Genomic DNA, 11,417 nt, shown 5'->3' on the forward strand with positions numbered 1-11,417 from the left:
TTGCCATGGGTGTCGACCGGACTATGGTCTGTACCTGTTATTTTTGTTTCACGTGAAACAGGCAATAAAAAGCCCCGCGTAAACGGGGCTGTCATTACTGTGTTACTTTCAGATTTACTGCAGCAGCGAGATATCCGCCACCCGCAGGAACAGGTTGCGCAGCTGGTTAAGCAGTGCCAGACGATTCAGACGCACGGCCTCGTCGTCGGCCATTACCATCACCTGATCAAAGAAAGCATCTACGTTTTCACGCAGTGCCGCCAGCTCGGCCAGTGCCTTGCTGTAGTCACCGTCGGCAAACAGGGGGGCCAGGCGTTCGGTCAGCTCGGCCACCTGAGTGGCCAGGATTTTCTCGGCCTCATCCTGCAGCAGAGTCGTGTTTACCTTGGCAGGAATATCGCCTTCGACCTTGGCCAGAATGTTGCCTACCCGTTTGTTGGCCGCAGCCAGGGCGATGGCGGCATCCAGCTCGCGGAAGGCGCTGACGGCTTTTACTCTGGCGTCAAAGTCGGCGGGGCGGGTAGGGCGACGGGCCAGCACGGATTGGATCACGTCTACGCTGTAGCCGGCATCCTGATACCAGGCGCGGAAGCGGCCCAGCATAAACTCCAGTACCTCGCCAGCAACATTCTGGTTGGATACCTTGTTGCCGTAGAGCGCGCGGGCCTGATCGATCAGCATCAGCAGATCGATCTGGTAGCCTTTTTCCACAATAATGCGCAGGGCACCCAGAGCGGCACGACGCAGAGCAAAGGGATCTTTGTCGCCCTTGGGCGCCTGACCAATGCCGAAGATACCTACCAGAGTATCCAGCTTGTCGGCCAGTGCCACGGCGGCAGATATATCCTGAGCAGGCAGCGAGTCACCGGCAAAGCGGGGCTGATATTGCTCTTTCAGGGCCAGTGCCACAGCTTCCGGCTCACCGTCGTGGCGGGCATAGTGCATGCCCATTACCCCCTGAGTGTCGGTGAACTCAAACACCATATCGGTGACCAGATCACACTTGGACAGCAAGCCAGCCCGTTCGGCCAGCGCCTGATCGGCACCAATGGCGGCCGCCACATAGCTGGCCAGGGCGCTGATGCGCTCGGATTTTTCTTTTACCGTGCCCAGTTGTTTCTGGAACAGCACATTGTCGAGCTGATCCAGACGGGATGCCAGGGTGGCCTTACGGTCGTTATTAAAGAAGAACTCGGCGTCGGCCAGGCGGGGGCGCACGACTTTCTCGTTACCCTGAATAATCTGGCTTGGATCCTTGGACTCGATATTGGTCACAAAGATGAACCTGGGCAGCAGCTTGCCATCGGCGCTGTATACCGGAAAATACTTCTGGTCGCCCTTCATGGTGTACACCAGCGCTTCGGCAGGCACCTTGAGAAAGGTTTCTTCAAAAGAGGCAGTCAGCACTACGGGCCACTCTACCAGAGAAGTCACTTCTTCCAGCAGCTCTGCTTCAAGATCTGCTTCACCACCCACGGCAGCAGCGGCTTTCTTTACCCCGGCTTCAATAATGGCTTTGCGGCGCTCAAAATCGGCCAGCACTTTGCCACGGGTCTCAAGCTGCTCCAGGTAGTTATCGGCGTGATCAAGCTGGAATTCTTTTTCGCCCATAAAGCGATGGCCACGAATAGTACGGGCGGAGTTTACACCCAGAATGGTGGCGGGCAGCAGTTGTTCGCCCAACAGCAGGGTAAGAGTGTGTACCGGGCGAATAAACTGAGTGGTTTTGTCACCCCAGCGCATGGCCTTTGGAATGGGCAGCTTGCTCAGTGCCTGCTCTACCATGGCGGGCAGCAGCTCGGCAGCCGGTTTGCCTTTAATGTCGGCCACATGCACCAGCCACTCGCCCTTGTCGGTTTTCAGACGACCAGCCTCGGCCACCTCTATGCCGTTGCCCCGGGCCCAGCCCATGGCAGCCTTGGTGGGGTTACCGTCGGCGTCAAAGGCGGCCTGCACGGCAGGGCCACGCTTCTCTACCTGTTTGTCGGCCTGAGCGGCCGCCAGACCGGTGACCTGAACGGCCAGCCGGCGGGGAGCGGCAAACCAGCGAATGCTGTTAAAGGCTAAATCAGCACTGTTGAGTTCGTTTTGCAGGTTGTTGGCAAAAGCTTCACCCAGGCTGCGCAGGGCCTTGGGCGGCAGCTCTTCGGTGCCGATCTCTGCCAGAAAGTTCTGTTCAGCCATGGCCTTATCCTTCTTTTTTACACATGGGGAAACCGAGAGCCTCGCGGGACGCGTAATAGGCTTCGGCCACCGCCTTGGTCAGGGTACGAATACGCAGTATGTAGCGCTGACGTTCGGTGACCGAAATGGCCTTGCGGGCATCCAGCAGGTTAAAGGCATGGCCGGCCTTGAGAATACGCTCATAGGCGGGTAGAGGCAGAGGTTTTTCCAGCTCAAGCAAGTACTGACATTCCTTTTCACATTGCTCAAAAAAGCCAAACAGGAAGTCTACATCAGCGTGCTCAAAGTTGTAGGTAGACTGCTCCACCTCGTTCTGATGGAAGATATCGCCGTAGGTGGTTTTGCCCAGGGGGCCGTCACACCATACCAGGTCATAAACCGAGTCCACGCCCTGAATGTACATGGCCAGACGCTCCAGACCATAGGTGATCTCGCCGGTTACCGGCTTGCATTCCAGGCCGCCTACCTGCTGGAAGTAGGTAAACTGGGTTACTTCCATGCCGTTGAGCCACACTTCCCAGCCCAGACCCCAGGCACCCAGAGTGGGGTTTTCCCAGTTGTCTTCCACAAAGCGAATGTCATGTACCTGAGGGTCTAGGCCCAGTGCCTCAAGCGAGCCCAGATACAACTCTTGAATATTATCAGGCGATGGTTTGATCACTACCTGAAACTGGTAATAGTGCTGCAGACGGTTGGGGTTTTCGCCATAGCGGCCGTCGGTGGGGCGGCGTGATGGTTGTACATAAGCCGCAGCCATGGGCTCAGGGCCGATGGCACGCAGGCAGGTCATGGGGTGTGAGGTGCCGGCACCCACTTCCATGTCCAGCGGCTGCACTACGGTGCAGCCCTGACGGGCCCAATAATCCTGCAAGGTGAGGATCAGACCCTGAAAGGTATTGATATCGAATTTTTGCATGATGATAGCGCCTTGATATAGGTGCGTTTGCTGAGTGAAACTAGGTTACCGAGTATACCCGCTGGTCCGGTGTGAATATAGGCTGAATTAGGGAGGCACCATGGTGCAACGCTGTGCCTGGGTCAATCAGGACCCTCGTTATATTGCTTATCACGATCATGAATGGGGCGTGCCCGAGTACGACAGCCGGGCGTTGTTTGAGAAGCTGTGTCTTGACGGCCAGCAGGCCGGGCTGAGCTGGTTTACTATTTTGTGCAAGATACCGGCCTACCGTGATGCTTTTGCCGGCTTTAAGCCTGCACAGCTGGTGCGCTTTACATCGGAGGATGTGGAGCGGCTGATGCAAAACCCCGGCATAGTGCGCAATCGCCGCAAAATCGAGTCTATTATTACCAATGCTCATGCGTATTTGGCCATGCAGCAAGACGGCATCGACTTCAGCCGCTGGCTGTGGGCGTTTGTGGGTGGCGCGCCTGTGATTAACCGCTGGCCTGATGCCAGTGCCGTGCCGGTGACCACGCCCGAATCCGATGCCATGGCCAAAGCGCTTAAGCAGCGGGGGTTTGCCTTTGTGGGCAGCACCAGTTGTTACGCCTTTATGCAGGCCACCGGCATGGTGAACGATCATCTGCTCAGTTGTCATTGTCATCCGAACAACGTCAGTAGCTGACCTTAAGTCTCATACAGCACTTGGTTTTTTACCTGACAGGGCGCTATATTGACGGTTACTTGTGCTTTGTTAACGGGAATTACCATGAAGAAGATTTGTCTGGCCGTGGCGGCGGCACTGGCTCTTTCCGCCTGTACCACCAACCCTTACACCGGCGAACGTCAGACCTCCAATGCTGCCATTGGCAGTGGTATTGGTGCGCTGGCTGGTGCCGTGATTGGCGGCGCATCCGCCAGCTCCAGCGATCGCAAGAAAGGCATTCTCATTGGCGCTGCCAGTGGTGCAGCCCTGGGTGGCGGCGTGGGTTATTACATGGATGTGCAGGAAGCCAAACTGCGTGACCGCATGCAGGGCACCGGCGTCAGCGTAACCCGTAACGGCGATCAGATTATTCTGAACATGCCCAGCAACGTCACCTTTGCGGTAGACAGTGCCGAATTGTCGCCCAGTTTCTACAACACTCTGAGCGGTGTTGCCATGGTATTGAAAGAGTATGACAAGACCTGGGTAAACGTAGTTGGCCATACCGATAACACCGGCTCTGCCAGCTATAACCAGAGCCTGTCTGAGCGTCGTGCTGCCACCGTGGGTCAGTTCCTGATCAGCCAGGGTGCTGCTGCCAACCGCTTTAACATTCGCGGTGCGGGCTTGAACCAGCCCATCGCCAGCAACGCTACCGAGCAGGGCCGGGCCCAGAACCGTCGGGTAGAGATAACCCTGAGCCCCATGGGTTAAGCTAATTTATCTGTAACCTGATAAAAAATGCCCGCAAATGCGGGCATTTTTACGTAAAAGCAGCCGCAAGCTGTAAGAAAAAACAACGCGGAACAACTGACAGCTTATAGCTGACCGCTTAAAGCTGTCAGTTCCCTTTCCGGATCAGAAAGCGGTAGGGCAGTTCGTCTGTCTGGCTGGACAATAACTGGTGATCCATAAAGCGGCAGAAGCTGGGAATATCCCGGCTGGTGGACGGATCGTCGGCGGTGATCAGCAGGGTTTCGCCGGCAGCCATGGTGCGCACCTGTTTGCGCACCATCATCACCGGCTCCGGGCAGCGCAGGCCGGTAGCGTCCAGCTGGTGATGAGCATCGGTAAGAGAAACGGTCATATCAGTCTACTTTTTCTGAAAACCCGCTTATCTTAATGCTGCCGAAAAAATGGTCAACCCTTTCATCGTTACATCAGAGCCGCTCAAGCACGGTGGCAATGCCCTGGCCCATGCCAATACACATGGTGGCCACACCCAGGGTTGCACCGTTATGCTCCATGACATTAATAAGGGTGGTGCAGATGCGTGCGCCCGAGCAGCCCAGCGGATGCCCAAGAGCAATGGCACCGCCATTGAGGTTTACTCTTTCGTCCATGATATCGAGCAGTTTCAGCTCTTTCAGTACTGCCAGCGACTGGGCGGCAAAGGCCTCGTTCAGCTCAAACACATCGATGTCTTCAAGAGTAAGCCCGGCGCGTTTCAGTGCCTTGTGCACCGCCGGCACCGGTCCTATGCCCATAACAGAGGGCTCACAGCCGGCCACCGCCATGGCGCGCACGCGGGCTCTGGGCTTAAGACCCAGGGCAGCGGCGCGATCGGCAGACATCACCAGCATGGCGGCGGCCCCGTCCGACAGAGCCGATGAGCTGCCGGCAGTCACGCTGCCGTTGGCAGGATCAAACACCGGCTTCAGGCTGGCGAGGGAGTCCAGGCTGGTGTCGGGCCGGATCACTTCATCGCTTTCCAGCAAAAAGGGCACGCCGTCGGCATCGTGGCCGGCAGTGGCCAGAATTTCCCGGTTGAAGCGACCCTCCACCGTAGCCTCATGGGCGCGCTGGTGCGAGCGCAGTGCAAAGGCATCTTGGTCTTTACGGCTTATCTGATATGTCTTTGCCAGCATTTCGGCGGTCAGGCCCATCATGCCGGCGGCTTTGGCCACATTCAGCCCTAGCCTTGGATGAAAGTCCACACCATGGGTCATGGGCACGTGCCCCATATGCTCCACGCCTCCCACCATAAAGATGTCGCCGTCACCGGTCATAATGGCCCGGCTGGCATCGTGCAGTGCCTGCATGGAGCTGCCACACAGCCGGTTTACGGTCACCGCACTTACCGACTTGGGCAGGCCGGCGAGCAGGGCGGCGTTGCGGGCTACGTTAAAGCCCTGCTCCAGAGTTTGCTGCACGCAGCCCCAGACAATGTCTTCTATCTCTGCCGCCTTCAGTGCCGGGTTGCGGGCCAGTAGCCCTTGCATCAAGTGCGCTGATAAGTCTTCGGCACGCACATGACGGAATGCACCGCCTTTTGAGCGGCCCATGGGGGTACGAATGCAATCTACAATCACCACGTCTTTCATGATTTGTCTCCTGCGGGCGCTCAGTAAAAGGTTTGGTTGTGTTGAGCCATGTGGCGCAGCCGGTCACTGACCTGATACAACGGACCCAGGCCGGCATGGTGATCCGCCATGGCCAGATATTCGTTTAGTCCTATAGTGTCGAGCCAGCGGAATACACCGCCACGGAACGGAGGAAAACCAAGGCCATAGATCAGCGCCATATCGGCTTCGGCGGGAGAGGCAATAATGTTTTCTTCCAGGCAACGCACCACTTCATTCACCATGGGCACCATCATGCGGGTAATGATGTCATCGGCTTCAAATGAGTTTGTCTGGCCAAAGGCCTGCTGCAACAGCGCCTGAGCCTGAGGGTTGTCGGTTTTTTGCAGCCGGCCTTTTTTGTCCTGCTGCCAGCAGTAAAAGCCATGACCGTTTTTCTGGCCCAGCAGTTTTTGCTTAAACAGCAGGTCGATGGCGGTGCTGCCGCTTTGCTGCATGCGATCAGGAAACCCCTGTGCCATTACGTCGGCGGCATGATGGGCGGTATCCATGCCCACCACATCGAGTAATTGTGCCGGCCCCATGGGCCAGCCAAAGCGGCGTTCCATGATCTTGTCTATTTCGGCAATATCAGCGCCGTCGGCCAGCAGCCGGTTAAAGCCAAAGAAATAGGGGAACAGCACCCGGTTTACAAAAAATCCCGGGCAGTCGTTGACCACTATGGGAGTCTTGCCCATGGCTGCCGCGCAGGCCACCACCTGGTTGATGGTGTCATCACTGGTGTGCTCTCCGCGAATCACTTCCACCAGCGGCATGCGGTGCACCGGATTAAAAAAGTGCATGCCGCAGAAACGTTCAGGATGCGTGAGGCTTTTCGCCAGCTCAGAAATAGGAATGGTAGAGGTGTTGGAGGCAATAACGGTATTTTCATCCACCTTTTGCTCTGTTTCTGCCAGTACCTTCGCCTTGATGCCGGGGTTTTCCACTACGGCTTCCACTACCAGATCCACGTTGCCCAGTTCGTCATAACTGAGAGCCGGACGAATATCAGACAGTACCCGTGCCAGTTGCTTGCCGTCTATTTTGTTCCGCTCCAGCTGCTGGTTAAGCCGCTTGCCGGCCTCATCCATGCCCAGTTGCAGCGCTTCGTTGTTAATGTCTTTCATCACCGCAGAAATGCCTTTTACGGCTGCCTGGCAGGCGATGCCGCCCCCCATAATGCCGGCACCCAACACCGCCATGCGCTCTGTGGCAGTGGCGCTTTTTGCTGCCTTTTTGGCCTTGCTTTTCACCAGCTGATCATTCAGAAAAAGTCCGACCAGGGCGCGGGCTGCAGTGGTGCGAGTGAGCGTAATAAAGTTTTCCTGCTCTACCAGCAGGGCAGCGTCACGGCTCATGCCGGCGGCGGCTTCAATGGTGTTTACCGCCATTATGGGGGCTGGGTAGTGAGGGCCGGCCTTGGCAGCTACCATGCCTTTTGCGGTGGCAAAGCTCATGGCGGCTTCGGTTTTGCTCAGGGTTAGGGGAGAGGTTTTTTGCCGGCGGCGGCCTTGCCAGTGGTGCAAGCCGGCATCCTGCAGCAATTTAATACCGGCATCACGCAGTTTGGTGGTATCGACGATACCATCCAGTATGCCCAACTTCAGGCACTCATCGGCTTTATGATCCCGGCCAGTGGTAATCCACTCCATGGCGGTGTCGGCACCCAGCAGCCTGGGCAGGCGAACTGTGCCGCCAAAGCCCGGCATAATGCCCAGCTTGGTTTCCGGCAGGCCAATGCGGGCACTGGCATCGCCCAAACGGAAGTCGGTGGCTAGAATACATTCACAGCCACCGCCAAGGGCGTAGCCGCGAACCAGGCTCACGGTGGGAAAAGGCAGATCTTCCATACGATTGAAAATGGAATTGGCCCGGCCCAGCCAGCTTGCCAGCTCACTGTCAGGTAACGCAAACTTATCGAGGAACTCGGTAATGTCGGCACCCACAATAAAGGCGTCTTTAGCACTGGTGACCAGCAGTCCTTTAATGCTCTCTGTTTTTTCCAGAGCGGTAATGGCTGCTTCCAGTGTCAGCAGAGCTGCACCGTCCAGTTTATTCACACTGCCGGGCGCATTAAAGCATAGCTCGGCAATACCATTGTCCATAAGGGTGACCGATAGGGTTTCACCTTGGTAGATCATATAAATATCTCCTTGAATTCCCTGAGGCAGCGCCGTTAACAACCAAGCACAGTCAAATCACTATGGACAGTAAATAGACACTTTTCAATGTATTTTAAAACGCTTGTTTAAAAAGCGTTTGTGTATTTTTTGTCCGTCCAGGGCACTTTTCAGCTGTGATATGATGGCTAGTCTCAGATATACAGGGATGATTCATGACCTTCACTCCGTATCTGGTTCCAGCCGCTTCTGTGGTGTGGGAGCAGGAAATCAAAAAAAGCCGTTTCATTACCTATCTGGCCCATACGCCGGATGCTGATGCAGCCAAAGTCTTTATTGAGCAAATACGGGCCGAATATCCCGATGCCCGTCATCATTGTTCCGCGTTTGTGGCAGGTGCCCCCAACGACTCTCAGGCACTGGGTTTCAGTGATGACGGCGAGCCCACCGGCACGGCAGGAAAACCCATGCTGGCCGTCTTGCAGGGAGCGGGTATCGGTGAAATAACAGCTGTGGTGGTGCGCTATTTTGGTGGTATCAAACTGGGCACAGGCGGACTGGTGCGGGCTTATGGCAGTTCGGTAAACGGTGCCCTGGCTGAACTGAGCACCACGGAAAAGATAATAGAAGGTCGGCTTGCACTTTCTGCCGACTATAGCGACATGGCTCAGCTGGAAAATCTGTTTACTCAGAGTGGTGCTCATTGGGAGCAGCTGGATTATGGCGTTATGGTTTCCGGAGTGCTGCGGGTCGATATTCGCCTGCTTAACAGCCTGGCGCAGCAAATTAAAGACAGAACTCAGGGAAGGGTAATCGCCCGCCCGCTAACCGATTAATACACAGGCCGGAAGCCCTTCATGCATATTCGTTCTATTATCCGTATTGTAGGTATTCTGGTGGCGTTATTCAGCGTCACCATGCTGGCACCGGCACTGGTGGCCTATATCTATCGGGACGGTGCCGGTCTCGACTTCTTCAGTGCCTTTATTATCTGCCTGGTACTGGGGTTGGTGCTGTGGTTTCCTAACCGTAATCACCATAAAGATCTGCGGGCCAAGGAAGGTTTTCTTATCGTAGTGCTGTTCTGGACAGTGCTGGGCAGTGTTGGGGCCATTCCTTTCCTGCTCAGTGAAGTGCCGGATATGACAGTGGCTGAAGCATTTTTTGAGTCCTTTTCCGGCCTCACCACCACGGGGGCCACTGTTATCAGTGGTCTGGACAACCTGCCCAAGGCCATACTGTTTTATCGTCAGATGCTGCAATGGCTCGGGGGGATGGGGATCATTGTGCTGGCGGTGGCGATTCTGCCCATTCTGGGTATTGGTGGCATGCAGCTGTTTCGGGCTGAAATTCCCGGGCCGGTGAAAGACAATAAGGTCGCTCCGCGTATTGCCGAAACCGCCAAGGCGCTCTGGTACATCTATCTGGTGCTGACGATTGTCTGTGCCCTGTTACTGTGGCTGGCAGGCATGAACCTGTTTGATGCCATCTGTCACTCCTTCTCTACTATTGCTATCGGCGGCTTTTCTACCTACGACGCCAGTGTGGGCTATTTTAACAGCCCCACAATCAACCTTATTATCGTGGTGTTTCTGATTATTGCCGGTGTTAACTTCAGCCTGCATTTCGCTGCTTTTTCTAACCGTGGCATGCGGCTGTCGGTGTACCGGCTGGATCCTGAGCTGAAAGTCTTTATTGGTGTGCAGCTGGTACTGACTCTTATCTGCATGGTCATGTTACTGGTTCATCAGGTATACAGCGATCCCTGGCAGGCATTGGATCAGGCACTGTTTCAGTCGGTATCCATCGCTACTACTGCCGGTTTCAGTACTACAGGATTTGCCGAATGGCCTTTGTTTCTGCCGGTATTGCTGATGTTTGCCTCCTGTATTGGAGGTTGCGCCGGCAGTACCGGCGGAGGCATTAAAGTAGTGCGAATTATGCTGCTCAATCTGCAGGGGATGCGTGAGCTCAAGCGGCTCATTCATCCCAGAGCTGTGTATCGAATAAAACTTGGCAACAAAGCGTTAGCTGATAAAGTGGTTGAGGCAGTGTGGGGCTTTTTTGCCGCTTATGCATTGGTATTTGTTATTTGCATGCTGGCGCTGCTGGCGACCGGCATGAACGAACTTACCGCTTTTACTGCTGTGGTTGCTACCCTGAATAACCTGGGCCCGGGTCTGGGCGAAGTTGCCGCCAACTTTGGCAGCACAACAGACAGCGCCAAGTGGATTTTGGTGTTGTCCATGCTGTTTGGTCGTCTTGAAATATTTACCCTGTTGGTGCTGTTCACGCCAGCGTTCTGGCGCAGCTGATTGAGGAGTCTATGGAAAAACTGTTGGTACTTTATTCATCCCGTAATGGTCAGACCCACAAGATCATTGAGGCGATGCGGTGTGAATTCAGTGGTTATGATGTGGAACTGGTGGATTTGCACACCAATCCCAGAAAAAACCTCAGCAAATACGATAAGGTGCTGATAGGGGCCTCTATTCGCTACGGTCGTTTCCACGATAGTGTTCATAACTTTATTCAGCACCATAGTGAGCAGCTGGCCGTAGCAGACTCGACTTTTTTTTGCGTTTGTCTCACTGCACGTAAGCCAGAGAAAGCCGTTCCTGAAAACAACGCCTATATCAAGAAATTTCTGGCTCAGTCTCCCTGGCGACCTCGAACCATAGGCGTATTTGCCGGTGCGCTGAAATACAGCGAATACAACTGGTGGCAGACCCGTATCATTCAGCTGATCATGAAAATCACCGGCGGCAGCACCGATACCAGCCAGGATCTGGAGTTCACTGACTGGGACAAAGTCAGCGAATTCGCCAAGAAAATCGCCGGCCGGGGCTGATATCGCGCAGTAAAAATACAGTAAAAAGCGGTTTTGGTATGTTTTTTATACGGAGTCGCTTTTTTTAATAAAAATGTCAAAAAAGCCCTTGCGCAAAAATCGCGGCTCCCTATAATGCGCATCCACTGACACGGGGCAAGCGGCCTACGGTCACAAACGTTGAAAGACAACAAAATAAAGTTTGATTCAACGCTTGACGAACACCAAGAGTTGCGTAGAATACGCAGCCCTGACCAGCGAAAGCGGTCAACGCTCTTTAAGCAGCCTTGAGCTGCAGAGCATCGCTCTTTAAAAATTAGTATCAAGCAAACTG

10 protein-coding genes are annotated in these 11,417 nt (G+C 54.9%); 5 read left to right on the top strand and 5 right to left on the bottom strand.

Annotation, left to right across the window (positions count from 1 at the left end; translation table 11 throughout):
• Window positions 1–114: 114 nt before the first annotated feature.
• Window positions 115–2,184, bottom strand: coding sequence for a glycine--tRNA ligase subunit beta (glyS, locus tag R0I78_RS02130; RefSeq protein WP_317074133.1), 2,070 nt, complete (start codon window positions 2,182–2,184; stop codon window positions 115–117).
• Between the two features lie 4 nt (window positions 2,185–2,188).
• Complete coding sequence (gene glyQ, locus R0I78_RS02135; protein ID WP_019935623.1) at window positions 2,189–3,100, bottom strand: glycine--tRNA ligase subunit alpha; 912 nt, start codon at window positions 3,098–3,100, stop codon at window positions 2,189–2,191.
• A gap of 100 nt (window positions 3,101–3,200) precedes the next feature.
• Between glyQ and R0I78_RS02140 the strand changes: the two genes are divergently transcribed.
• Window positions 3,201–3,770 (top strand): DNA-3-methyladenine glycosylase I, encoded by a 570-nt coding sequence (locus R0I78_RS02140; RefSeq protein ID WP_317074134.1) that lies wholly within the window; start codon window positions 3,201–3,203, stop codon window positions 3,768–3,770.
• 78 nt (window positions 3,771–3,848) lie between these two features.
• The gene (locus R0I78_RS02145) at window positions 3,849–4,505 is read left to right on the top strand and encodes an OmpA family lipoprotein (protein WP_395536306.1); all 657 of its coding nucleotides are present in this window, start codon (window positions 3,849–3,851) and stop codon (window positions 4,503–4,505) included.
• 127 nt (window positions 4,506–4,632) lie between these two features.
• Here the strand turns inward: R0I78_RS02145 and tusA are convergent, their stop codons facing one another.
• From tusA to fadB, 3 genes are all read right to left on the bottom strand, one after another.
• The gene (tusA, locus tag R0I78_RS02150; RefSeq protein WP_019935620.1) at window positions 4,633–4,878 is read right to left on the bottom strand and encodes a sulfurtransferase TusA; all 246 of its coding nucleotides are present in this window, start codon (window positions 4,876–4,878) and stop codon (window positions 4,633–4,635) included.
• 73 nt (window positions 4,879–4,951) lie between these two features.
• The gene (fadA, locus tag R0I78_RS02155; protein ID WP_317074136.1) at window positions 4,952–6,115 is read right to left on the bottom strand and encodes an acetyl-CoA C-acyltransferase FadA; all 1,164 of its coding nucleotides are present in this window, start codon (window positions 6,113–6,115) and stop codon (window positions 4,952–4,954) included.
• Between the two features lie 20 nt (window positions 6,116–6,135).
• Window positions 6,136–8,274, bottom strand: coding sequence for a fatty acid oxidation complex subunit alpha FadB (fadB, locus tag R0I78_RS02160; protein ID WP_317074137.1), 2,139 nt, complete (start codon window positions 8,272–8,274; stop codon window positions 6,136–6,138).
• A 194-nt stretch (window positions 8,275–8,468) separates the two neighbouring features.
• Here fadB and R0I78_RS02165 point away from each other — a divergent pair, with 194 nt between their 5' ends.
• Genes R0I78_RS02165 through hemG form a run of 3 tightly spaced genes read left to right on the top strand, consistent with a single transcriptional unit; the run spans window position 8,469 to window position 11,104 of the window.
• Entirely contained in the window at window positions 8,469–9,089 is a 621-nt protein-coding gene (locus R0I78_RS02165; RefSeq protein ID WP_317074138.1) for a YigZ family protein, read from the top strand.
• A gap of 21 nt (window positions 9,090–9,110) precedes the next feature.
• Entirely contained in the window at window positions 9,111–10,568 is a 1,458-nt protein-coding gene (locus R0I78_RS02170) for a TrkH family potassium uptake protein (RefSeq protein ID WP_317074139.1), read from the top strand.
• 11 nt (window positions 10,569–10,579) lie between these two features.
• Window positions 10,580–11,104, top strand: coding sequence for a menaquinone-dependent protoporphyrinogen IX dehydrogenase (gene hemG, locus R0I78_RS02175; RefSeq protein WP_317074140.1), 525 nt, complete (start codon window positions 10,580–10,582; stop codon window positions 11,102–11,104).
• Window positions 11,105–11,417 lie beyond the last annotated feature (313 nt).

This window comes from Oceanimonas sp. CAM02, assembly GCF_032842915.1.
Classification (GTDB): domain Bacteria; phylum Pseudomonadota; class Gammaproteobacteria; order Enterobacterales; family Aeromonadaceae; genus Oceanimonas; species Oceanimonas smirnovii.

What these genes read in the sequence shown, in the direction of transcription:
- fadA (WP_317074136.1), bottom strand. Translation starts at nt 6,115, where the DNA reads ATGAAAGACGTGGTGATTGTAGATTGCATTCGTACCCCCATGGGCCGC.
- R0I78_RS02165 (WP_317074138.1), top strand. Translation starts at nt 8,469, where the DNA reads ATGACCTTCACTCCGTATCTGGTTCCAGCCGCTTCTGTGGTGTGGGAG.
- fadB (WP_317074137.1), bottom strand. Translation starts at nt 8,274, where the DNA reads ATGATCTACCAAGGTGAAACCCTATCGGTCACCCTTATGGACAATGGT.
- R0I78_RS02170 (WP_317074139.1), top strand. Translation starts at nt 9,111, where the DNA reads ATGCATATTCGTTCTATTATCCGTATTGTAGGTATTCTGGTGGCGTTA.
- tusA (WP_019935620.1), bottom strand. Translation starts at nt 4,878, where the DNA reads ATGACCGTTTCTCTTACCGATGCTCATCACCAGCTGGACGCTACCGGC.
- R0I78_RS02140 (WP_317074134.1), top strand. Translation starts at nt 3,201, where the DNA reads ATGGTGCAACGCTGTGCCTGGGTCAATCAGGACCCTCGTTATATTGCT.
- hemG (WP_317074140.1), top strand. Translation starts at nt 10,580, where the DNA reads ATGGAAAAACTGTTGGTACTTTATTCATCCCGTAATGGTCAGACCCAC.
- glyS (WP_317074133.1), bottom strand. Translation starts at nt 2,184, where the DNA reads ATGGCTGAACAGAACTTTCTGGCAGAGATCGGCACCGAAGAGCTGCCG.
- glyQ (WP_019935623.1), bottom strand. Translation starts at nt 3,100, where the DNA reads ATGCAAAAATTCGATATCAATACCTTTCAGGGTCTGATCCTCACCTTG.